Annotated in this window: 23 protein-coding genes; 14 read left to right on the top strand and 9 right to left on the bottom strand. The window is 63.9% G+C overall.

Going from position 1 to position 20,921, the window contains the following annotated elements; all coding sequences use genetic code 11:
* Both BM046_RS03100 and BM046_RS03095 read right to left on the bottom strand, forming a co-directional pair.
* The coding region (locus BM046_RS03100) for a hypothetical protein (protein WP_143084140.1) at positions 1 to 197 on the bottom strand (197 nt) is incomplete at its 3' end.
* Between the two features lie 264 nt (positions 198 to 461).
* Positions 462 to 869, bottom strand: a complete 408-nt coding sequence (locus tag BM046_RS03095) for an HPF/RaiA family ribosome-associated protein (protein WP_090536822.1) — start codon at positions 867 to 869, stop codon at positions 462 to 464.
* Between the two features lie 201 nt (positions 870 to 1,070).
* Here BM046_RS03095 and BM046_RS03090 point away from each other — a divergent pair, with 201 nt between their 5' ends.
* Positions 1,071 to 1,928 carry an alpha/beta fold hydrolase gene (locus BM046_RS03090; protein WP_090536821.1) on the top strand — a complete coding sequence of 286 codons (858 nt, stop codon included), beginning with the start codon at positions 1,071 to 1,073 and terminating at the stop codon, positions 1,926 to 1,928.
* On the opposite strand, the gene BM046_RS16095 is transcribed toward BM046_RS03090, so the two are convergent.
* From BM046_RS16095 to BM046_RS03075, 3 genes are all read right to left on the bottom strand, one after another.
* Complete coding sequence (locus BM046_RS16095) at positions 1,929 to 2,285, bottom strand: hypothetical protein (RefSeq protein ID WP_143084139.1); 357 nt, start codon at positions 2,283 to 2,285, stop codon at positions 1,929 to 1,931.
* Positions 2,286 to 2,369: 84 nt separating this feature from the next.
* Complete coding sequence (locus BM046_RS03080; RefSeq protein ID WP_090536819.1) at positions 2,370 to 3,224, bottom strand: SDR family NAD(P)-dependent oxidoreductase; 855 nt, start codon at positions 3,222 to 3,224, stop codon at positions 2,370 to 2,372.
* Between the two features lie 109 nt (positions 3,225 to 3,333).
* The gene (locus tag BM046_RS03075) at positions 3,334 to 3,648 is read right to left on the bottom strand and encodes a DUF2288 domain-containing protein (RefSeq protein ID WP_090536818.1); all 315 of its coding nucleotides are present in this window, start codon (positions 3,646 to 3,648) and stop codon (positions 3,334 to 3,336) included.
* Between the two features lie 228 nt (positions 3,649 to 3,876).
* Here BM046_RS03075 and BM046_RS03070 point away from each other — a divergent pair, with 228 nt between their 5' ends.
* Genes BM046_RS03070 through BM046_RS03050 form a run of 5 tightly spaced genes read left to right on the top strand, consistent with a single transcriptional unit; the run spans position 3,877 to position 8,709 of the window.
* On the top strand, positions 3,877 to 5,004 hold the full coding sequence (locus BM046_RS03070) for a branched-chain amino acid ABC transporter substrate-binding protein (RefSeq protein ID WP_090536816.1): 1,128 nt from the start codon (positions 3,877 to 3,879) through the stop codon (positions 5,002 to 5,004).
* A gap of 54 nt (positions 5,005 to 5,058) precedes the next feature.
* Positions 5,059 to 5,985 (top strand): high-affinity branched-chain amino acid ABC transporter permease LivH, encoded by a 927-nt coding sequence (gene livH, locus BM046_RS03065; protein WP_090536814.1) that lies wholly within the window; start codon positions 5,059 to 5,061, stop codon positions 5,983 to 5,985.
* Positions 5,985 to 7,241 carry a high-affinity branched-chain amino acid ABC transporter permease LivM gene (locus BM046_RS03060; RefSeq protein WP_090536907.1) on the top strand — a complete coding sequence of 419 codons (1,257 nt, stop codon included), beginning with the start codon at positions 5,985 to 5,987 and terminating at the stop codon, positions 7,239 to 7,241. Before livH ends, BM046_RS03060 begins: the two co-directional genes overlap by 1 nt.
* Complete coding sequence (gene livG, locus BM046_RS03055) at positions 7,238 to 8,008, top strand: high-affinity branched-chain amino acid ABC transporter ATP-binding protein LivG (protein ID WP_090536813.1); 771 nt, start codon at positions 7,238 to 7,240, stop codon at positions 8,006 to 8,008. Before BM046_RS03060 ends, livG begins: the two co-directional genes overlap by 4 nt.
* Positions 8,008 to 8,709 (top strand): ABC transporter ATP-binding protein, encoded by a 702-nt coding sequence (locus BM046_RS03050; protein ID WP_090536811.1) that lies wholly within the window; start codon positions 8,008 to 8,010, stop codon positions 8,707 to 8,709. Before livG ends, BM046_RS03050 begins: the two co-directional genes overlap by 1 nt.
* Before the next feature lie 298 nt (positions 8,710 to 9,007).
* On the opposite strand, the gene BM046_RS03045 is transcribed toward BM046_RS03050, so the two are convergent.
* Entirely contained in the window at positions 9,008 to 9,670 is a 663-nt protein-coding gene (locus tag BM046_RS03045) for a hypothetical protein (protein WP_143084138.1), read from the bottom strand.
* Between the two features lie 203 nt (positions 9,671 to 9,873).
* Between BM046_RS03045 and BM046_RS03040 the strand changes: the two genes are divergently transcribed.
* On the top strand, positions 9,874 to 10,365 hold the full coding sequence (locus tag BM046_RS03040) for an OmpA family protein (RefSeq protein ID WP_177197770.1): 492 nt from the start codon (positions 9,874 to 9,876) through the stop codon (positions 10,363 to 10,365).
* Positions 10,366 to 10,407: 42 nt separating this feature from the next.
* On the opposite strand, the gene BM046_RS03035 is transcribed toward BM046_RS03040, so the two are convergent.
* Positions 10,408 to 10,869: an outer membrane lipoprotein gene (locus tag BM046_RS03035; protein WP_090536807.1), complete on the bottom strand. Its 462-nt coding sequence runs from the start codon at positions 10,867 to 10,869 to the stop codon at positions 10,408 to 10,410.
* A 280-nt stretch (positions 10,870 to 11,149) separates the two neighbouring features.
* On the opposite strand from BM046_RS03035, the gene BM046_RS03030 reads away from it, so the two are divergent.
* Entirely contained in the window at positions 11,150 to 11,425 is a 276-nt protein-coding gene (locus tag BM046_RS03030; RefSeq protein WP_090536805.1) for a hypothetical protein, read from the top strand.
* Here the strand turns inward: BM046_RS03030 and BM046_RS03025 are convergent.
* Positions 11,375 to 12,562 carry a 1-acyl-sn-glycerol-3-phosphate acyltransferase gene (locus BM046_RS03025; protein WP_090536803.1) on the bottom strand — a complete coding sequence of 396 codons (1,188 nt, stop codon included), beginning with the start codon at positions 12,560 to 12,562 and terminating at the stop codon, positions 11,375 to 11,377. The two genes, BM046_RS03030 and BM046_RS03025, sit on opposite strands and share 51 nt — an antisense overlap.
* Positions 12,563 to 12,770: 208 nt before the next feature.
* Between BM046_RS03025 and BM046_RS03020 the strand changes: the two genes are divergently transcribed.
* On the top strand, positions 12,771 to 13,433 hold the full coding sequence (locus BM046_RS03020) for an SOS response-associated peptidase (protein ID WP_090536801.1): 663 nt from the start codon (positions 12,771 to 12,773) through the stop codon (positions 13,431 to 13,433).
* Here the strand turns inward: BM046_RS03020 and BM046_RS03015 are convergent.
* Positions 13,414 to 15,546, bottom strand: coding sequence for a methyl-accepting chemotaxis protein (locus BM046_RS03015; RefSeq protein WP_090536799.1), 2,133 nt, complete (start codon positions 15,544 to 15,546; stop codon positions 13,414 to 13,416). The two genes, BM046_RS03020 and BM046_RS03015, sit on opposite strands and share 20 nt — an antisense overlap.
* A 123-nt stretch (positions 15,547 to 15,669) precedes the next feature.
* Here BM046_RS03015 and BM046_RS03010 point away from each other — a divergent pair, with 123 nt between their 5' ends.
* The 5 genes from BM046_RS03010 to BM046_RS02990 all read left to right on the top strand — a co-directional run bounded on the left by BM046_RS03010 (position 15,670) and on the right by BM046_RS02990 (position 20,520).
* Positions 15,670 to 16,479: a M48 family metallopeptidase gene (locus BM046_RS03010; RefSeq protein WP_090536797.1), complete on the top strand. Its 810-nt coding sequence runs from the start codon at positions 15,670 to 15,672 to the stop codon at positions 16,477 to 16,479.
* 120 nt (positions 16,480 to 16,599) lie between these two features.
* Entirely contained in the window at positions 16,600 to 17,901 is a 1,302-nt protein-coding gene (locus BM046_RS03005; protein ID WP_090536795.1) for an OprD family outer membrane porin, read from the top strand.
* A 100-nt stretch (positions 17,902 to 18,001) separates the two neighbouring features.
* Entirely contained in the window at positions 18,002 to 18,394 is a 393-nt protein-coding gene (locus BM046_RS03000) for a YkvA family protein (protein ID WP_090536793.1), read from the top strand.
* A gap of 147 nt (positions 18,395 to 18,541) precedes the next feature.
* Complete coding sequence (locus BM046_RS02995; RefSeq protein WP_090536791.1) at positions 18,542 to 19,852, top strand: OprD family porin; 1,311 nt, start codon at positions 18,542 to 18,544, stop codon at positions 19,850 to 19,852.
* Between the two features lie 86 nt (positions 19,853 to 19,938).
* Positions 19,939 to 20,520 (top strand): RBBP9/YdeN family alpha/beta hydrolase, encoded by a 582-nt coding sequence (locus BM046_RS02990; RefSeq protein ID WP_090536789.1) that lies wholly within the window; start codon positions 19,939 to 19,941, stop codon positions 20,518 to 20,520.
* The last annotated feature ends 401 nt before the right edge of the window (positions 20,521 to 20,921 follow it).

Raw genomic sequence — 20,921 nt, 5'->3', positions numbered from 1 at the left:
CCATGCTGAATACCCAGCCAGGCATTGCGCTGCAGCAGGGCCTCCAGATCCAGGTCCGGCTGGTCACTGACCAGCTGCAGTTCGATGCGGTAGCACTGGCTGATGGCTTCGTGAGCGCGGAACGACAGCACCCGGAAGTCGTGCTCGAGGCCGGGCAGGTCCAGGGTGAAGTGGGCTTCATTGGCGGGGGAAAACATCCGCAGGTCCTTGTTCAGTAACGGTATTGCCGTTACAGCGAACTACGGCCCGGGCATTATTCCCTATCGTGCCCCGTCTCGCTGTGAGCGAGTCGGCATTATGAGCAGTCGGCTTCCGTATCAGTCCACATACTGACAATACTGCACCATCAGGTTGGGCCGGCGCAGGGTCTTCTAAGGCGGTCCGTCAGCCATCGAAATCCGCTGCAACTGGCTGCAACTGGTTGGCGCACCCATCCCCGCGGACGGGTGCGCGGGGGAGGGTTACTGGTCGGACTCCGGTTCGCCACCGTAATCCTCTTCCATCAGGGCCTCCTGACGGGCACCCTCGCCGGGATCGGCTGCGGTTGTGGCAGCCCGTCGATCACGCAGCTTGCCCAGCTGGCTGGTGAGCGCGGCGTGCAGCTTGTCCAGGGCGCCATCGACGGCGATGCGGATGGTGTCGGACTTGTGGGTGACGGAAATGGGCTGCAGCCCCCTGGCCCGTGCCTCGATCTGGCAGCGCTTGTCCTGGGCACCGGCCTTCTCGCCGTTCTCGTCAGTGATATGCAGCGTGACCCGGGTCAGCTCCTGGTCAAAACGCTGGAGCTTGGCCTGTGCTGCGCCGCTGGCCCATTCCACGAGCTTGCTGCTGTTTTCGATGCGGTTATCACTGTAGACCTGTATCTGCATGGAACTCTCCTCGTCATTCAGGACTCCATCTGAGCCTACGCCATTTGACCGACTTATGCGCGCCATCTTCCCCTTGATTCGTATCAGCAGGTGTAGCGCTGCGGTTGCGGACATTTATGTGGAACGGGGGGCGGTGAAACGGGTCTGTAATCGGGCTGGGTTCTACTTGATACCGGCGATACATCTTCCAGGAGTAGCGACATGTATTCAGAAAAGATGGTGGTGCGTGTGCACGGCGACCTGCGGGTCCGGGTGCGCTTTCACGCCCACCCGCACAGCGACAGCACCCTGCTGCTGGTACACGGTTCGCTGTCCACCAGTCAGTCATTCAACCGCGCGCTGGGGTTTCTTGCCCGGCACTGCAATGTCGTCACCTTCGACCAGCCCTATTGCGGCGAATCCCGATCGCTCAATCCCGGCATGCAGGTGCTGGACATGCGCGATGAGGCGCAGGTGGTGCTCGATCTGATCGAGCATTTCGAGGCCGATCAGCTGATGGCCTTCTCCTGGGGCGGCGTGGCCAGCCTGCGGGCGCTGGCACAACGTCCGGCAACGATCGAGCGGGCCATATTCAGCTCCTTCTCACCCATACTCAATCCGGCCATGCTCGCCTATCTGGAGCGGGGTTCCGAATATCTCGCCACCTGTGATCGTCAGCGCATGGCGCAGCTGGTGAATGACACCCTGGGCCGGTATCTGCCGCCGGCAGCCAGGCGCTGCAATTTCCGCCATGTGGCCTCCCTGGATATGCTCGAGTATGCCCAGATGCTGCATCAGATCCGCGAACTGACCACCCTGGGAGCCGAGCGCTTCATGGTCTGCGCCAGCCAGGTGGATGTACCCCTGCTGTTCATCAACGGGGAGCTGGACGAGCACACCACACCCACGGACGCGCTGCACTTTGCCGATCTGGTGCGCAGCTCGGAGTACGTCACCATCCGCCAGGCGGGGCACTTTCTGGAGCTGGAAAACGAAGCCGCCTGTGACGCGGTGGCCCAGGCGGCAGAAGGGTTCCTGTCGGCCGGGACGCAAGCGCCCCGGCTGCGCAGGACGGCCTGATTACTGAGTACTGGTGCCCGTACCCGAGCCGGAGCCGGTAGTGCCTGTGCCAGTACCAGTGCCGGTGCCGGTGCCGGTGCCGGTGCCGGTGCCGGTGCCGGTGCCGGTGCCGGGAGCAGTCTGACCATCCATGCCCGGCTGGGTGGAGGTCCCTGTCCCCGGAGAGTTGCCTGAACCCATGCTGCCGCCGGTGCCATTGGCCGGGGGTGTGTCCATGGGGGCTGAGCCGGGCGTGGTGTTGTACTCATCGGTGGTGGTCGGGATGGGCTCTTCGTGTACCCGATCATCACGTTCGTCGTCGCCACAGGCAGCCAGCATGACCGCCATGAGCGGGATACCAAGGTAGATCAGTCGCATGGGTTTTTTCTCCATTGTTGAGGACATCCCAATTTCTGACCCCCGGTTCCCGCTCGAGTGCAGATTATCTGCACCCGCGTTTTTTCAGGCCTCGGGATTGAGCGAATCGAAGACGCCCTGCTCCCGGTCTGCCGCCTCGGCCCGCAGCTTGATCAGCTGCTTGATCTTGCGATGCGGGAACACATAGAACTGATCCTTCTCCACGGCCTTGAGGGTCATCTCGGCGATGTCGGACGCGGGAATGCGGCCGTGCTCCACGGCATACTTGAGGGCGGCCGCGCGCTTGAGGGCAATCTCGGTCTTTTCTGCGGTGTCGGCCTTGTCTGCCGGGCGGTTGCGGTCGGACATGTGAATGCCGGTGGGGAAGAACGCCGGGCACAGCACGGTCACGCCGACATTGGCACCGGCATCACGCAGATCCAGCGCCAGGGTCTCGGAGATGGCCACCACGGAGGTCTTGCTGACGTTGTAGATGCCACTGCTGGGACCGTTCAGCCAGCCGGCGGCGGAGGCGGTGTTGACGATGTGTCCTTCGTTCTGCTCGATCAGCATGGGGGTGAACGCCTTGACGCCCCAGACCACACCATAGAGGTTGACGCCCAGCACCCAGTCCCAGTCGTCCACGGTGTTCTGCCAGATCGGGCCGTTGACGCTGACGCCGGCATTGTTGAACACCAGGTGGGCACCACCGAAACGGCTGCGGCACAGGGCCGCCAGCTCCTCTACCTGCTCCAGCCTGGAAACATCCAGGCGCATGGTGGCCGACTCGGTTCCCGGGTGGGCCTGTTCGACCAGTCGCAGGGTCTCCTGCATGCCGGCCTCGTCCACATCGCCCAGTACCAGCTTCATGCCCCGCGCAGCGCAGCACAGCGCCAGTTCGCGACCCAGCCCACTGCCGCCGCCGGTGATCACAGCTACCTTGTTCCTGAATTCCTGCATGTCCGAGTTCTCCTGTCGAGAGTGATGGAAGCAACCCGGCGAGCATGCCGTGCGCCGCGGTGACCCGCCAGCGCTATGTCCGCGCTTGATCGACCGGCAACAATCGCGGTTATTTTGCGCTGCCGGCGGCTCGCTCCTGCACCAGGACCCAGGGGCGGATCACCACGGCCCACAGGGTGTCGGGGTCGCGCTGATGCCAGTCCGCCGCCCGGGCGTCAGCCAGACTGGTCAGCAGGTTCTGCTGCATCCAGCCCTTCACCACTGCACTGTTGTCGTCGATCAGCGCCTGGGCCACCTCCACCAGATCCAGGCTGGCGTCCACCTCCAGCAACTCGCCCCGGGCGAAATGCGGCTCCAGGTCTTTCCAGTCGATGCGGGCGGTGGCGCCGACGATGGCGGCGTAGGTTTCATTCGGCGTGGTCATGGGATTTCCTCTGATTGCATGGGCCGGCATGGTACCGCCACCGGTTGGGGACGCCTAGTTGGGGGTGCCTGGTTGGGGCGCCTGGACGGGGACGCCCAGACGGGGCACGAGGCCGTAACGTCGGGATATCGCACACGGGGACCGCGACTTGCAGGCAGGGGCTGGCCCTCCGCCCATGGCTCCGCTACAGTTCCGGGTACAACTCCAATAACATCACAGGCATATGCTATGAAAAAGACACATCGGAAGGTTCTTTTCCAGTTCGTCGCGGTCACTGCGCTTGCCGGAGTCAGCAGCCTGACCCTGGCCGCAGACAACATCAGGATTGCACTGGCGGGCCCGGTCACAGGTCCGGTGGCCCAGTATGGCGATATGCAGTTCACCGGCGCCAACATGGCCATCGACATGATCAACAAGGCCGGCGGCGTGGACGGCCGGCAGCTCGAGGGCGTGGTATTCGATGACGCCTGTGACCCCAAGCAGGCGGTGGCGGTGGCCAACCGCATCGTCAACGAGGGCATCAGCTTCGTGGTCGGCCACCTGTGCTCCAGCTCCACCCAGCCGGCGACCGACATCTACGAGGACGAGGGCATCCTCATGGTCACCCCTGCGGCCACCAGCCCGGACATCACCGCCCGCGGCTACCAGCTGGTATTCCGCACCATAGGTCTGGACAGCCTGCAGGGCCCGACCGCCGGCAAGTACATCGTCGAGCAGGTCAAGCCGCAGAAGGTCGCGGTCATCCATGACAAGCAGCAGTATGGTGAAGGCATCGCCACTGCCGTGCGCGACGTGCTGCAGGAAGCCGGCATCGAGGTGCCGATCTTCGACGGCGTAACCGCCGGCGACAAGAACTTCTCCTCGCTGATCGCCCGGCTGCGCCAGTCCGGCGTGGACTTCGCCTATTTCGGCGGATATCACCCGGAACTGGGCCTGATCCTGCGCCAGGCGCGTGAACAGGGACTCAATATTCCCTTCATGGGCCCCGAAGGCGTGGGCAACAATGACATCAGTGCCATTGCCGGCGATGCCGCCGAAGGCATGCTGGTGACCCTGCCCAAGGCCTTTGACGAGGACCCGGCCAACGCCCACCTGGTGGAAGCCTTCAAGGAGCGCAAGCAGGATCCCAGTGGTCCTTTCGTGTTCCCCTCCTATGCGGCGGTCCAGGTCATTGCCGACGGCATCCGCCTGGCCGGCAGCGACGACCCGGCCAAGGTCGCCGAGGCCCTGCGCAGCAACACCTTCGATACCCCCACCGGCCAGCTGGCCTTCGACGAGAAAGGAGACCTGAAGGACTTCAACTTCGTGGTCTACAAGTGGCATGCGGACGGCAGCAAAACGGCTCTGACCCAATAACGCCCCTGCGGCCCGGCACCCAGCGGTACCGGGCCAGCTGTCAAGGATGCTGACATGCCAGATTGGTTCTACTATCTGATTCAACAGCTGCTCAACGGCCTGACCCTCGGCAGCACCTACGCCCTGATCGCCATCGGCTACACCATGGTCTACGGCATCATCGGCATGATCAACTTCGCCCATGGCGAGGTGTACATGATAGGCAGCTACATCGCCTTCATCGTACTGGCCGCGCTCGCCCTGATGGGCATAGAGTCCCTTCCGCTGCTGATAGCCGGCGCACTGATCTGCAGCATGGTGGTCACCAGCGCCTATGGGTACAGTATCGAGCGGGTTGCCTATCGCCCCCTGCGTGGCGGCAACCGACTGATTCCGCTGATTTCCGCGATCGGCATGTCGATCTTCCTGCAGAACCTGGTGCGTCTGGCCCAGGGCTCGCGGGATATCGCCATGCCCAACCTGGTACGCGGTGGGCTGGATATAGGTCCCACCACCGGCTTTCATGCCACCCTGTCCTACATGCAGATCGTGATCTTCGTGGTGACCCTGATCAGCATGGTCCTGCTGACCCTGTTCATCACCCGCTCGCGCATGGGCCGCGCCTGCCGCGCCTGCGCCGAAGACCTGAAGATGACCAACCTGCTGGGCATCAATACCAACGCCATCATTGCCCTGACCTTCGTCATCGGCGCCGCCCTGGCTGCAGTGGCCGGGGTGCTGCTGGGCATGTACTACGGCGTGATCAACCCCTACATCGGCTTCATGGCCGGGCTCAAGGCCTTCACTGCTGCGGTGCTCGGCGGCATCGGCAGCATTCCCGGCGCAGTGCTGGGCGGCATCCTGCTGGGTGTGGCCGAGGCACTGACCGCCGGCTACTTCAGCGCCGAATACAAGGACGTGGTCGCCTTCAGCGTGCTGATCCTGGTGCTGCTGTTCCGCCCCAGCGGCATCCTCGGGCGCCCGGAGGTGGAAAAGGTATGATGCTGCGCAATCTCAAACCCGCGCTGATATCCGCCGTGGTCGTGGTCATCCTCAGTGGCCTGCTGATGGGCATCCGTCTGCAGCAGCAGGGCACCGGGCTGGTTCTGATCGGCGGTGGCATGGATGTAGCCGTGAAGATAGGCGCTGCCGCGCTGTTCATCTTCCTGTTCAACCTGTTCCGCGATCACCTCACTGCCCTGTGGAACCGCGTCCCTGCCCTGCCACGCACGCCCGCCGCCATCAGCATACTGGCGGCCCGTCCGGCAGCCCACCGACTGATGTGGTGCTTCATCATTGCCGCCGCGGTGATCTGGCCCTTCCTGACCAACCGCAGCAACATCGACCTGGCCACCCTGGTGCTCATCTACGTGATGCTCGGTCTGGGGCTGAACATAGTGGTGGGTCTGGCCGGCCTGCTGGACCTGGGTTACGTGGGTTTCTATGCCGTGGGGGCCTATACCTACGCCCTGCTGTCGATGTATTTCGGCATCGGCTTCTGGACCGGCCTGGTCGCCGCCGGGGCCATGGCCGCCCTGTTCGGCTTTCTGCTCGGGTTCCCGGTGCTGCGCCTGCGCGGCGACTATCTGGCGATAGTGACCCTGGGCTTTGGCGAGATCATCCGCATCCTGCTGAACAACTTCACCAGCCTGACCAATGGCCCCAACGGCATCGGCAACATCCCCAAGCCGGATCTGTTCGGACTGGAATTCAGCCGGCGTGCCAGCGAAGGTGCTCAGACCTTCCACGAGTTCTTCGGCATCGACTTCAATTCGGTGCACCGGGTCATGTTCCTGTACTTCCTGGCCCTGGTGCTGGTGCTCTTCACCCTGTTCGTCATCAACCGCCTGCTGCGCATGCCGGTGGGCCGGGCCTGGGAAGCACTGCGCGAGGATGAGGTGGCCTGCCGCTCGCTGGGCATCAACCCCACGGCAGTCAAGCTCAATGCCTTTACCATAGGCGCAACCTTCGCCGGCTTTGCCGGGTGCTTCTTCGCCGCCCGCCAGGGCTTCATCAGCCCCGAATCCTTCACCTTCATCGAGTCGGCCATCATTCTGGCCATCGTCGTGCTCGGCGGCATGGGCTCCCAGCTGGGCGTCATCCTGGCCGCCATCATCATGACCCTGCTGCCGGAGATTGCCCGCCAGTTCGACGAGTACCGGATGCTGCTGTTCGGCCTGCTGATGGTGCTGATGATGATCTGGCGCCCGCAGGGACTGCTGCCAATGAAACGTCCGCATCTGGAGCTGAAATCATGAGTGGAGCCCCTTTGCTGGAGGTCTCCGGCCTGTGCATGCGCTTCGGTGGCCTGCTGGCCGTCAATGAGGTCGCCCTGCGCGTAGAGGAAGGTCAGATAGTGTCGCTGATCGGCCCCAACGGCGCGGGCAAGACCACGGTATTCAACTGCCTGACCGGGTTCTACAAGCCCAGCGCCGGCAGCATCCGTTTCCGCGGTGAGGAGGTCAGCGGTCTGCCGGGCTTCAAGCTGGCACGCAAGGGCATGGTGCGCACCTTCCAGCATGTGCGCCTGTTCAAGCAGATGAGCGTGGTGGAGAACCTGCTGGTGGCCCAGCATCAGCACCTCAACACCAACATGCTGGCGGGCCTGTTCAAGACCCTCAGCTATCGTCGTGCGGAGCGCGAGGCCATGGATCGGGCGGCCTGGTGGCTGGAGCGACTGGGCCTGACCGATGTCGCCAACCGCACCGCCGGCACCCTGGCCTATGGTCAGCAGCGGCGCCTGGAGATTGCCCGCTGCATGGTCACCCGCCCGACCCTGCTGATGCTCGACGAACCCGCCGCCGGGCTCAACCCGAAGGAGACCGCCGATCTGCAGGAGCTGATCGCCGAACTGCGCGATGAGCAAGGCCTGAGCATCCTGCTGATCGAGCACGATATGAAACTGGTCATGGGGATTTCCGATCACGTGGTGGTGATCAACCAGGGTTGCCCCCTGGCTGACGGCACGCCGGAGGAGGTCCGCCGGCACCCCGATGTGATCAAGGCCTACCTGGGGGAAACCTGATGCTGTCGTTCACTGACGTCAACACCTTCTACGGCAAGATCCAGGCGTTGCACGGGGTAAGTCTGGACGTGCAGCAGGGGGAGATTGTGACCCTCATCGGTGCCAATGGCGCCGGCAAGACCACCCTGCTGATGACGCTCTGCGGCGACCCCGCGCCGGCCAGCGGCAGCATCCGCTACCACGGCGAGGAACTGGTCGGCAGGGAAACCTGCCATATCATGCGCAGGGACATCGCCATAGTGCCGGAGGGACGCCGGGTATTCTCCCGCCTGACAGTGGAGGAAAACCTGGCCATGGGTGCCTTCTTCCTGCCACGGGATGAGGTCCAGCCCCAGCTCAAGGCGACCCTGGAACTCTTTCCCCGATTGAAGGAGCGCTATCAGCAACGGGCCGGCACCATGTCCGGCGGGGAACAGCAGATGCTGGCGATCGGCCGGGCACTGATGAGCAAACCCCGCATGCTGCTGATGGACGAACCCTCTCTGGGGCTGGCGCCCATCATCATTCAGCAGATCTTCGAGATCATCGAGGAGCTGCGCCGTCAGGGGGTGACCATCTTCCTGGTCGAACAGAACGCCAACCAGGCGCTGAAACTGGCCGACCGGGGCTACGTCATGGAGCACGGCCGCATCGTCATGCAGGGCAGCGGCGAGGAGCTGCTGGCCGACCCCGAAGTACGCCGCGCCTACCTCGGCGCCTGACGGGGCCGAGGCGTTATCGCAGGAGCACCACCGAGACCGGGATTCTCCTACACCCAAACCGGGATTCTCCTACATCCAAACCGGAACTCTCCCCGAACCGTAGGAGCACCCGCCCCGGGTGCGAAGGTAGCGCCGCTCTGGCTCGACTCCCTTTCGCACCGAGGGCGGTGCTCCTACATCCAAACCGGGATTCTCCTACATCCAAACCGGGATTCTCCTACATCCAAACCGGAACTCTCCCCGAACCGTAGGAGCACCCGCCCCGGGTGCGAAGGGTTTTGGACCGGGGCTCCGGGGGTCAGTCGGCGAGCGGTGCTCCGCCCTGATAACCGCATCCATTGAGGCGCTGGCCATCGCGGATCAGCACGGCGCTGAGGTGGTAATAGTCGCCGGTAGTGCGCTCGATGCAGCCGGTGGGATAAAGCCAGAGTTCCAGCCCCTGGTCATGCACGCCACGGAAGCCCAGGGCGCCATCCGGCAGCTGCTCGCTGATCATCGACAGCTGACGTCCATCCTCGGCATCGCCGCTGGTCAACAGCATGCCGCCGGCACCTACATCCACCCGCCAGCCATCGGCCAGACTGAAGCCGACCCACCGGCTGTGAGCGGCACTGGTGTCCATGCAGCCGCGCCCGGTGGATTCGACCCTGTGGGTCCTGTCGACCATCCAGCGGCCATCCTTCTCGGTCACCGCCAGCTCGGCGAAGATCGACATCTGCCCCGGCTGCCCCACTTCATCAAACAGCCTTTTCAGTTCGGCGCTGGGTTCCAGCAGGCGATCGTGCTCCTGACCACAGGCGCGGATGGTCCAGTGCGGCTCCGCCCTGTCCACCAATCCGGCGACCCGCTGCGCTGCGGCCTCTCTGCCACCCTGCCAGGGCGACCAGGAAGCACAAGCGCTCAGGATTGAGGCAACACTGAGAATGGTGCAGAGTGCGAGGCGACCGGTTGGTGCTGTCATTGTGTGAACCCCTTTGAAGAATCTCTCATAAACCGATGAATTACCTGCAATGACAGACCACAATCCGCCCACTCGGTGCTAAGCTGTGTAGCGTTTTTCACCACCGTTTTACCTTCTGCCTGGACGGAACTATGAATACCATAAAAAGCTTGATGCTGGCGTCGCTTGTACTGGTCGGCGCATGCTCTTCTAAACAGGAAGTCGTGCAAGCTCCGCAGGAACCAGCTCCCTCCTGGGCTGATTCGCGTATCGAGAGCCTGAGCACCCTGGCCAAGCAACAGGGTTATGAAGTGGAGCGTGAGGGTGAACAGATCCGGGTGCTGATCCCGGTTGACGGCAACTTCCATCCCAAACGTACGCTGCTGCTGCCCTCCGGGCTGGTCCCCCTGAGCAAGATGGCCCAGGCACTCAAGAGCGACAGCGGCAGTCGCGTCACCGTGGTCGGACACAGCGACAGCGACGGCAGTCATGAACTGAACCAGTCCCTGAGCATGGAGCGCGCCCAGGCGGTGGCAAGCGTCCTGCGTCTGGGTGGCATCGAACGCCACCGCATACACCTGATCGGCATGGCCGACAACGCCCCCCGCGCCGATAACAGCACCTATACCGGCCGCAAGCTGAACCGCCGGGTGGAGATCATCCTCACACCCTACCAGCCGACCAGCGTAGCACTGGCCGACGCCACCAAGCCCTGATCGGGCTTGCGGGCCTGGCTCACGCCGGGCCCGCTGTCACTTCTACTTGCTGACCCGGGATACCCCGTTCACGGTCAGGATGCGAACCCGCTCCCCCGGGGCAAATGACACGTTCTTGTCCACCTCCTGGACATAGGCCCGGGTCTGGCCGCCATCTTCACGCACGGTAATTTCCACGCCTTGGTTGCGGGTGATGCCTTCCTCGGCGGCAGCGCCGGCCATGCCACCGGCCACTGCACCCAGCACGCCGGTGATGATGCTGCCGCGTCCGCCGCCCACAGAACTGCCGGCCACACCACCGATGACGGCACCGGCGCCGGTACCTATGTTGGTCTTGGTCCCTTCGATCTGTACCAGGCGTACCGATTCCACGGTGCCCATGCGCACGGTCTGGGGAGCGCGGGCCTCGGATCGACTGTAGGTGTCACCGGTCAGGCTGGAGGCGCAACCACCCACGGCCAGGGTCAGGCCGAGCAGGCAGCTCGTGAGAATACGTTTTTTCATAAATCACCATCCTGTCTGTATGCCGGCCGAGTGACCGGCTGGACCTCGATCTGTCGTGCTCGTTGGACTGCCCTGAGTGGCAATCGTTGCACGGCAGGCATTTCATCGGATTTCCGCTTTGCGGGTCGAGCCTCGCAGCGATTTGCTCTAGACTGCTCGTCGTTTTTTCCTGGTGTCGGCCCGCCTTGACGGCGCTGGCTCGGCTTTCGCCTTCGTTGTACCCGCCACAACAACTATAACGCCCGCAGGTCACGAACACCGAACAATCGGAGACTTTCCTATGCCCTTGTTTCAGGCCGCGTGGGTATTTTATCTGAACAATGCTGCACTGGTGCTGAACAGCCTGGCACTCTTCTACGGGCTGTGCGGCAGCTGGCTGATCCTGGCGACCCAGCTGCGTACCCTCCGCGCCCAACGCCTGCTCAGCAGCGATGCGGGCACCCTGGAGGAAGAACTGCCGCTGGCCAGCAGAAAGACCAACCGGCTGTTCAGCCTGGTCGGCTGTCTATGCCTCGGCCTGGCCCTGCTGCTGAGCGTCGCTTCCGCGCAATTCTGACACCTGCCGACTGAGCACGGGATTGGCATACTGGCGCAGCCACCACAGCCGCTGCTCCGCGGGGCATTGGGCCAGTCGCTCCTCGAAGCGCTGCTGCTCCCCGCTCAGCACCTCGGGCGCAAATTGCTTGCGCCAGCCGCTGATGTCCACTTCGGCAAACTCGCTGCCCAGCTGCTCCACCGCCAGGTAGTTGCTGGGATAGAGCCGGTACAGCCCCAGAATCTGCCTGTCCGCCTCGGCCGCCACCGCCCTGGCATCGGCGTAGTCGCCGGTCAGCGGCGTGCCGAAGGCGATGTGCACCCGTCCCTTGTACCCGGTCAGCCCCTTGGCGATGGAGCTGTCGTCCTCGCCCGGCTGCTTGGTATAGCTGCCGGTGCGCTCGCGCTGTTCCAGCTCCCGCGCCTTCATCTGGTCGCAGGGGTCCCATTCGTAGGCGATGGAGACCGGCACTATGTTCAGCGAACGGATCACGTCGGCGAAGTCCTCACCCTTGCGACTCATGCACAGCATCTTGATGATCGCGGTGTCGGTTCGGTCCCGACCATCCTTGGCACGCCCCTCGGCCTGGGCAATCCAGACGGAGTGACCAGTGGCTATCGAATGGTTGATGTAGGCCGACAGGGTCTGGTACACCGCCAGCTTCTCCCGGCGCCCGGTCACCGAGCGGTGCACGATGAAACACTTGTTCAGCCGCATCAGGTCGCTGACGAAGGAGCGCTGCAGCAGGTTGTCGCCGATAGCGATACGCGGCGTGGGGTGCCCGCTGTGGTAGAGCGCGTAATTGACGAAGGCCGGGTCCATGGCAATGTCCCGGTGATTGGCCAGGAACAGATGGGGCTGGGTCTTGCTGAGGTTGTCCAGACCGCTGTAGGTAACGGTCAGGGCGCTTTTTTCAATGACCTTGTCGAGCCAGGGCTCCAGTCTCTGCTGCAGTCCATGCACCGTGTCCACCCCCCGCAGCTCGCGGCGCAGTGCACCGCTGACCAGGCGGCAGCTGACACCGGGCATCCAGCGACTCAGGCGTGGGAAGCGGTATCCGGCCAGTGTCTGCAACAGCTCTCTGTCCTGCAGTAACCGCTGCAGTACCGCAGGCACCTCATCATCGTGATACGGCCGGATGGCATCAAACTCGCCCATTGGTTCCTCATCAAAGTGGGTATGGAGCGCGCATTATGCGGCGCTGCGGTCGGAGTCTCAATTCCCCATCGCGGTTTCGCTGCCGCGGCCCCCGTGGCTGGCAGTGCCCGCGGCCAATGCTTACACTAGCCGTCGAGATCAAGGCTCCGCAGACCGCGGTGCCCGAGGAGAGTCCCATGTTGCATGAAGCCTCCGTCCGGAGCGCAGGGTGAGCGGTCGCCTCGCCCAATTCCGGGCGCCGCTGCCCGAGGTGCCCGAACACTGGCAGCCCAGCTGGAACCTGTCACCGGGGCAGCAGCTGCTGATTCTGCGCAAGATCGACAAGCGCGTCGAATGTGCCCGGGTGCTGTGGAACCTGACGCCCGGCTGGCTCAAGGACCTGAGCCGGGCGCCGTTCACCGCCAAGGCCGAGTTCCTGCATGACAAGGCCATGTTCCGCGAACCGCTGGTACAGCGGCGCTGCCTGATCCCGGTGGAGGGTTACTACGTATGGCAGCAGCAGGGCCGGCGCAAGCAGCCCTGGTATCTGCGCCGGGAACAGGACAGCCTGGCGCTGGCCGGCCTCTGGGACAGGTACCAGCTGGAGGACGGCACCTTCTGGGACAGCTGCGTATTGATCACGGCGCCAGCCAAGGGTTTGCCGGCGCGCCTGACCGATCGCATGCCGGTGGCACTGAATCAGGCCGAGCAGGCCATCTGGCTGGCCCATGCCACCGCACCCAGGGCCCTGCAACCGCTGCTGCTCAATGCCGAGCCGCAGGTTCAGCTGATGTATCCGGTCAACCCGGCGGTGAGCAATCCCGCTACCCAGGGCCCCCACTGCACTTCACCTACCGGGCACCCGGTACGCCTTACACCCGGAACTGATTGATCAGGCGCCGCTGGTGCTCGGCCAGCTTGGTCAGACCGGCACTGGCGGTGGAAGACTCCGCCGCCCCGCCGGCAACCTCGTTGGCCACGGTGCCGATATTGGCCACATTGCGGTTGATGTCCTCGGCCACCGCGCTCTGCTGCTCGGCAGCGCTGGCGATCTGGATGTTCATGTCATTGATCACCGACACTGCCTGGGTGATGGACATCAGTGCGGCATCGGCCTCTTCGGCCTGCAGCACGCTCTCGCCGGTACGCGCCCTGCTCTGCTCCATGATCCGTACTGTCTGCCGCGTGCCGTTCTGCAGTTGCTCGATCATCTGCTGAATCTCTTCGGTGGAGGCCTGGGTCTTGAGGGCCAGATTGCGCACCTCATCGGCCACCACTGCAAAGCCCCGACCGTGCTCACCGGCCCGGGCCGCCTCGATCGCTGCGTTCAGCGCCAGCAGATTGGTCTGCTCGGCGATACCCCGGATCACATCGAGGATCGAGGTGATGTTCTCGCTGTCCCTGGCCAGGCTCTCAACGGTCTGAACCGCCTGCTGGATATCGGCGGATAGCTGCTGAATGGTCGCCGCGGTCTGTTGTACCACTTCACGACCATGACTGGCCGAGCCGTTGGCGTTGCCGGCTGCTTCCGCCGCCAGACTGGCATTGCGTGCGACGTCCTGGGCAGTGGCGGTCATCTCGGCGACCGCGGTAGCCACCAGCTCGATCTCGGCCAGCTGCTTCTGCACTCCGTCATTGGTGCGCATGGCGATATCGGCGGTATTTTCCGCCGCATCCGTCACCTGCTGCACCGAGCCGACCACCTCGCGGATCATACCCTGCAGCTTGTCGAGAAAGGCATTGAAGCCTGCAGCGATGGCACCGAACTCGTCAGCCCGCTCCACCGGCAGGCGCCGGGTCAGGTCCCCGTCCCCCCGGGCAACCTCATTCAGCATGCCGACCAGTTGACGGGCCGGCCGCGCCAGGTTGTACCCCACCAGCAGCATCACCCCGAGCCCCGCCAGGGCGATCATTACACCGATGATCATCAGGGTGCCGGCAGCGCCGGACTGCTGCTCGGCAAGCTCGGCGTCCAGCGCGGCCAGGTCCGCCATCACCACATCCAGCGGCAGGCGGAACAGCAGCGCCCAGCGGGCGGCGGAGTTCCCCAGGGGCACGGGCATCCACAGCTCGATGAGATTGTTGGCCCGGTCCACTTCATAGATGGGCTCTTCCTTCAGCTGCCGCAGGTTGGCCTGATCGACGCTGTCGAGAATCGCCGCGGCCGACTCCCCCGCCGCGGCCCCTTCACCGGTCCAGGCGACCAGCCGACCATTACTGCTGATCAAGGCCTGCTCGCCCTGGCCGTCAAAGAGGTGGCCATTGCTGCGCTCGAGCATCGATTGCAGAAAATCCACCGACAGGTCGGAGCCGACGATTCCCAGGAATTCACCGTTGAGCAGGATCGGAGCGGAAAAGGACGCCAGCATGACCTGCTTGTCGCCCAGCTGATAGGGAGCCGGGTCGACGACGCAGGCGCGTCCCGTTTCCCGGGGACACAGATAGTACTCGCCCGCCCGTATCCCGGTGTCCAGCAGGGTTTCATCGTTCAGTTCGCTGAGCAGATCCAGGGCAATGCTGCCATCAGCCTCGCGGTACCAGTAGGGTATGAACTGCCCTTCCTCGCTGTGCCCGGGCAGCCCGGTGTTGGCGTAGAAGCTGTCCAGCCCGTCGAAGGCGCCGGGCTCCCAGGCTACGTAAGCTGCCAGCAGGTCGGCCCGCTCTTCCAGCACCTGACGGACATAGCGCAGCATCTCGTCCCGGCTGACCATCAGTTGCGGCAACCCGTCCCGCACGTCCGCCGCCTGACGATTGAGCAGCGCCAGTTGCTCGTTGACCACCAGAGGCTGCTCGAGCTGCTGGCGGATACGCAGCATCTCGCTGCTGGCCACCGCCTCCAGCCGCTCGCGTACATGCCGCTCCAGCAACTGCTCGGTGCGCTCGGCTACCAGGGTCTGATTGCGCTCGAAGGCCAGCAGGGCATAGAGGGTCATTGCCCCCACCGCCACGAAGAGACAAGCGCCTGCCAGAGCGGCGACGGACAGCTGTATTGATCGGAATTTCATGAAGTACTCGTCACGACGGGAACCGGGATATAACTTTATCGGCAGAGGTGGTCAAACCTTCAGCGGCGATCTGCTATTGTTCGCTGCATCCATTACCAGTTTGTTACGGAAGGGTTATCCGTCATGCGTATTCGCCGCCTTGCCTATTGCCTGCCGCTGATGCTGCTGATGAGCTGTGAGAGTGTCCAGACCACCCAGGGTGGTGCCGTGGGCGTCCAGCGCAACCAGTACATGGTCAGCGGTCTGTCCAGCACCGAAGTCGACCGGATGGCTGCCGAGTCCTATCAGGAAATGCTCGCCGAGGCCCGCAGCAAGAATCTGCTCAATACCGATGCCGCCATGCTCAAGCGGCTGCGCACCATCGCCGACCGGCTCGTTGGTGAAGTTGACCATTTCCGCCCGGACGCCCGCAGCTGGGATTGGGAAGTCAACCTGATCAAGAGCGATGCGCTCAACGCCAGCTGCATGCCTGGCGGCAAGATCCTGTTCTATACCGGCATCGTCGACCAGCTCAAGCTCAGCGATGATGAAATCGCCCAGATCATGGGCCACGAGATCGCCCATGCGTTGCGCGAACACGGACGGGAGGCCATCTCCCGCGCCTACGCCACCCAGATGGGCACCCAGGTGATCGGCTCCCTGCTCGGGCTCGGCGACGGTGCCCGCCAGGCCGCGGACCTGGCGGTGCAGTATGGCCTGACCCTGCCCAACAGCCGCGCCAACGAAACCGAGGCCGACCTGATCGGCCTGGAGCTGGCCGCCCGAGCCGGCTACAACCCCGAAGCCGCCGTCACGCTGTGGCAGAAGATGGGCGCCGCCTCCCAGGGCCAGCCCCCGGCGTTTCTCAGTACCCACCCCTCGTCCTCGGGTCGCATAGAGACGCTGCGCGGCAATATCGCCAAGGTCCGGCCGCTCTACGAAGCGGCCCGCTGAGCGGGGTGCGCACCGGGTTGCGACCAATGACTGATTGATTTCTCAGGGATTTCAACTATGTTACAGCGGCTGGAAACCGGCCGCCCCCGGACAGTAACAAACAAACCGAGGAATGACATGATGAAAAGAACCCTGATCGCCACCGGTGTTGCCGCTGGCCTGCTGGCCCTGCCGGGCCTGTCCGTCGCCCAGGGTGGCGGCTTCGTGGAAGACGCCAAGGCCAACCTGAGCCTGCGCAACCTGTACTACGACGGCGACTACAAGAACGCCACCGGCGCTCCAAGCGACCGGGAATGGGGCCAGGGCTTCATGCTCAGGTTCAACTCCGGTTACACCCAGGGCCCGGTAGGCCTGGGGCTGGACGTATTCGCCCGTGCCGGCCTGCGCCTGGACTCCGGCGGCAAGCGTGGCGATGCTGACGCCAGCCGCCAGCCCGGCACCATGTTCCCGCTGGAAGACGATAACAGCGCGGTATCCGAATTCAGCCAGATCGACTTCGCCGCCAAGGCCAAGGTATCCGCTACCGAGATCAAGGCCGGACGCGGCTTCGAACCCGCCCTGCCGATCCTGACCCGCAACGATGGCCGCCTGCTGCCGCAGACCTACAGCGGTGTGATGGTGACCTCCGACGAGATCGACAACCTGACCCTGCGCGCGGGCCAGTTCGACGAAGCCAGCAGCCGCAGCTGGAGCCACTATGACGGCCTGCGCATCGCCGGTGGTACCGAGCGGGTGAACAAGTTCCAGTACGCCGGCGGTGACGCCCAGCTGGGTGACAATCTGGTTGCCAGCTACTACTTTGCCAAGCTCAAGGACTACTACAAGCAGCACTACCTCGGCGCGGTGCATACCCTGCCGCTGGGCGAGGGCAAGCTGGTCACCGACCTGCGCTACTTCGACAGCAACTCCACCGGTGCCAATCGCAGTGGCGAAGCTGGTTATGGCGCAGCCGGCGTATTCAACGACGGCGAGGTGGACAACCAGGCCATGAGCGCCCTGTTCACCTATCACCGCAGCAACCACTCCCTGGGTCTGGGTTATCAGGCAATGCGCGGTGACAGCAACTTCGCCTTCGTCAACAACGGCGACGGTGCCACCGCCTACCTGATCACCGACTCGCAGATCGGCAAGTTCGAGCGCGCCGGCGAGAAGACCTGGGTCGGCCAGTACGGTTACAACTTCGCCGACTACGTGCCGGGTCTGAGCTTCAGCGCCAAGTACCTGCGCGGCAGTGACATCGACACCCTGGGCAACACCGGTGACCGCGAGTGGGAACGCGACCTGCGTCTGGACTACAAGGTCCAGAGCGGTGTGCTCAAGGATCTGGGTGTATCGCTGCGCCATGCCAGCCTGCGCTCCGATGTCGCCCGTGACGAGGACCAGCTGCGGGTCTACCTGACCTACAACTTCGTCCTGCTCTGAGCCCTGCAGCCCCGGCCACCGTGCCGGGGCTTTGCCCTCCGGCACCTTTTCCGGTGTACCATGGTCATCTGTCATGACCAGTCACCCCAGGAGAGCTGCCATGCAAGACCCCAATCAGCGCTACGCCCGCACCTACAGCGAATCGGGACTGCGACGCAAACTTGTCCGCTATGCCCGCGCCGCCGGCGAAGAGGTGGTGGAGAAGGTGCTCTGGCTGTTCTACGCCGCCCAGAGTCCAGCCACGCCGCGCTGGGCGAAGACGGCCATCTACGGCGCACTGGGTTACTTCATCTTCCCCCTGGACGCCATTCCCGATCTGGCGCCCCTGGTCGGCTATACCGATGACCTGGGCGTACTGGCCGCCGCTCTGACCACAGTCGCCTTCTACATCAACGATGACATCAAGGCACGGACCCGGGTGCAGATGGAAAAGTGGTTCGGCCCCCGCACCACGGAAACGGGAACTGAAGTCGAGCAGGTCCGGGCGCCATAATAACCAAATCGAATCAACACATTCATTTTTATTCTTTTTTAAAAATACAGCCTTCGTTTATTTTATCCCCACTGTCAGCGCGCCACTCGACCACGCAGAGCCGGATGACACACCCATGACCACACGGATGAATAAACGGAGCACACCATGCAACACACTCTGCTGGCCAGCGCCATCGCCCTCGGACTGCTGTCCACCCTGCCCACCCTGGCCCAGGCCGGTGAGGGATTCGTCGAGGGTGCCAGTGCCACCCTCGGCGCCCGCAACTTCTACTTCAACCAGGACAATCGCAGTGGCGCCGCCTCCCCCTCGAAGAGTGAGGAGTGGGGCCAGGGCTTCCTGCTCAACTTCCAGTCCGGTTATACCGCAGGTCCGGTCGGCTTCGGTCTGGATGCCCTGGGCCAGGTTGGTATCCGCCTGGATTCGGGCGGCCGCACCACCAAGGCTGACCGAGACCGCAACCCGGGTGCCCTCTTCCCGCTGGAGGACGACGGCAGCGCGGTCAGCAATTTCAGCCGCATCGACTTCACCGGCAAGGCCCGTATCGGCAGAACCGAGCTGCGCCTCGGTGCCCTGCAACCCAAACTGCCGGTGCTGACCTTCAACGACGGCCGCCTGCTGCCGCAGACATTCCGTGGCGGTCAGCTGACCTCCCGGGACATCGAGGGCCTGACCCTGAATCTGGGCCAGATCGAGAGGGCCAGCGGTCGCGCCTCGACCGATTACGAAGGGCTGACCATTGCCGGCGGTACCGAGCGGGTCAATCAGTTCCGTTTTGCCGGCGGTGACTACCAGCTGACCGACAACCTGATCACCAGCTACTACTTTGCCGAGCTGGAAGACTACTACCGCCAGCACTTTCTCGGACTGGTCCATAACATCGGCCTGGGCAATGGCAAGCTGAATACCGATCTGCGCGCCTTCGACAGCAATGCCGACGGCGCCAACGATGACGGCCAAGCAGGCTACGGCGCTGCCGGCTTCCAGAACGACGGCCGGGTCGACAACCGCGCCCTCAGCGCCCTGTTCACCTACAGCCTGAGCGGGCACAGCCTGGGGCTCGGCTACCAGCACCTGAGCGGCGACAGCCATTTCCCCTTCGTCAACAACGGTAACGGCGCCACTGCCTACCTGATCACCGACTCGCAGATCGCCAAATTCCAGCGGGCCGGCGAGAAGACCTGGCTGGCACGCTATGCCTATGACTTCGCCAATGCCGGCGTTCCCGGCCTGAAGGCCAGCGCCACCTACCTGCGTGGCGATGACGTCAAGGCCGCCGTGTCCGGCGCTGATCATGAGTGGGAGCGGGATCTGCGGGTCGACTACCGCATCCAGAACGGCTGGCTGAAGAACCTCGACCTGTCCCTGCGCCATGCCAGCCTGCGCAGCGACGTGGCCGGCCAACGGGATCAGGACGAGCTGCGCGCCATCGCCAGCTACACCTTCACCCTGCTGTGATCCGGACGGGCCCTCTGGGCCCGTTTTCACCTGGCGGGCAGTTGACCTGCCCGCCACCCTGAATCCCCCCATCGCAGGAGATCATGATGACCACAGCTTCCCCCCGATACCTGATCCTGCCCGGATGGCAGGGCTCCGGCCGATACCACTGGCAGAGCCACTGGCAACGCCTGCTGCCCGGCGCCCAGCGCGTCGAGCAGGCCGATTGGCATCTGCCGCGGCGCGCCGACTGGGTCAATGCCCTGGATCGTTGCATCGCCGCGCAGCCTGGTCCGGTGATACTCATTGCCCACAGCCTGGGCTGCATTACCGTAGCGCACTGGGCTGCCCAGGCGACACCGGCCCTGCGCGCCAGGGTCCAGGGCGCGCTGCTGGTGGCGCCGGCGGACGTGGAGCGTGACGGCTGCCCTGCCCCGCTGCAGAACTTCGCCCCCATCCCCCGACAGCCGCTGGGCTTTGCCAGTCTGGTGATCGGCTCCACCAACGACCGTGCCGCCAGTGCCGGGCGCGCACTGACCCTGGCCGACAGCTGGGCCAGCCAGGCGATCATCCTCGAGCAGGCCGGGCACATCAACACCGAGGCAGGCTATACCCGCTGGGAAGAGGGCTTTGCCTATCTCTATCAACTGCAGAACCTGATCGAAAAACAGCAGCGACGGTGGGCCTGAATAAAATCGGCCCACCGGCTCTGCGCCATCACTGATTCAGCAACCGACGCACACCCAACCCGACCAGCAGGCCGAGCAGACAGAACAGGGCAAACACCCAGCCCGACCACAGCCAGCGCCAAGAACAGCGCTCCAGCCGATGGCCGATCGGATTCTGTGTACTCCATTTGTGCCAACCCCATAGTCAAAAGGTTCTTCTCGGAGGCGCAGGTCCCCAAATCGGCGGATCGAACTGTGCCCTTCGCAGCACCTGGTGAAAAAAAATCCCCGGCCGCAGCCGGGGCAAGGAAGGAACAGAAGCCAGCGGTGGTTATCTGCCACCCCAGATGGTGCCGGCGGGATCGGCCGCAGTAACACCCACCACGTTGCCATGCTCGACCGGGGACAATCGTAAGAATGTG

It is taken from the genome of Halopseudomonas formosensis (genome assembly GCF_900115905.1).
Lineage (GTDB): Bacteria > Pseudomonadota > Gammaproteobacteria > Pseudomonadales > Pseudomonadaceae > Halopseudomonas > Halopseudomonas formosensis.
The sequence above is the reverse complement of the archived record's forward strand: the minus strand, read 5'-3'. Positions and strand labels throughout refer to the sequence as shown.

Coding starts and splice junctions, on each gene's coding strand:
- BM046_RS03080 (WP_090536819.1), bottom strand. CDS start 3,224: ATGCAGGAATTCAGGAACAAGGTAGCTGTGATCACCGGCGGCGGCAGT.
- BM046_RS03075 (WP_090536818.1), bottom strand. CDS start 3,648: ATGACCACGCCGAATGAAACCTACGCCGCCATCGTCGGCGCCACCGCC.
- BM046_RS03095 (WP_090536822.1), bottom strand. CDS start 869: ATGCAGATACAGGTCTACAGTGATAACCGCATCGAAAACAGCAGCAAG.
- BM046_RS03060 (WP_090536907.1), top strand. CDS start 5,985: ATGCTGCGCAATCTCAAACCCGCGCTGATATCCGCCGTGGTCGTGGTC.
- BM046_RS03045 (WP_143084138.1), bottom strand. CDS start 9,670: ATGACAGCACCAACCGGTCGCCTCGCACTCTGCACCATTCTCAGTGTT.
- BM046_RS02995 (WP_090536791.1), top strand. CDS start 18,542: ATGCAACACACTCTGCTGGCCAGCGCCATCGCCCTCGGACTGCTGTCC.
- BM046_RS03025 (WP_090536803.1), bottom strand. CDS start 12,562: ATGGGCGAGTTTGATGCCATCCGGCCGTATCACGATGATGAGGTGCCT.
- BM046_RS03070 (WP_090536816.1), top strand. CDS start 3,877: ATGAAAAAGACACATCGGAAGGTTCTTTTCCAGTTCGTCGCGGTCACT.
- BM046_RS03030 (WP_090536805.1), top strand. CDS start 11,150: ATGCCCTTGTTTCAGGCCGCGTGGGTATTTTATCTGAACAATGCTGCA.
- livH (WP_090536814.1), top strand. CDS start 5,059: ATGCCAGATTGGTTCTACTATCTGATTCAACAGCTGCTCAACGGCCTG.
- BM046_RS02990 (WP_090536789.1), top strand. CDS start 19,939: ATGACCACAGCTTCCCCCCGATACCTGATCCTGCCCGGATGGCAGGGC.
- BM046_RS03010 (WP_090536797.1), top strand. CDS start 15,670: ATGCGTATTCGCCGCCTTGCCTATTGCCTGCCGCTGATGCTGCTGATG.
- BM046_RS03005 (WP_090536795.1), top strand. CDS start 16,600: ATGAAAAGAACCCTGATCGCCACCGGTGTTGCCGCTGGCCTGCTGGCC.
- BM046_RS03050 (WP_090536811.1), top strand. CDS start 8,008: ATGCTGTCGTTCACTGACGTCAACACCTTCTACGGCAAGATCCAGGCG.
- BM046_RS03035 (WP_090536807.1), bottom strand. CDS start 10,869: ATGAAAAAACGTATTCTCACGAGCTGCCTGCTCGGCCTGACCCTGGCC.
- livG (WP_090536813.1), top strand. CDS start 7,238: ATGAGTGGAGCCCCTTTGCTGGAGGTCTCCGGCCTGTGCATGCGCTTC.
- BM046_RS03090 (WP_090536821.1), top strand. CDS start 1,071: ATGTATTCAGAAAAGATGGTGGTGCGTGTGCACGGCGACCTGCGGGTC.
- BM046_RS03000 (WP_090536793.1), top strand. CDS start 18,002: ATGCAAGACCCCAATCAGCGCTACGCCCGCACCTACAGCGAATCGGGA.
- BM046_RS03015 (WP_090536799.1), bottom strand. CDS start 15,546: ATGAAATTCCGATCAATACAGCTGTCCGTCGCCGCTCTGGCAGGCGCT.
- BM046_RS16095 (WP_143084139.1), bottom strand. CDS start 2,285: ATGCGACTGATCTACCTTGGTATCCCGCTCATGGCGGTCATGCTGGCT.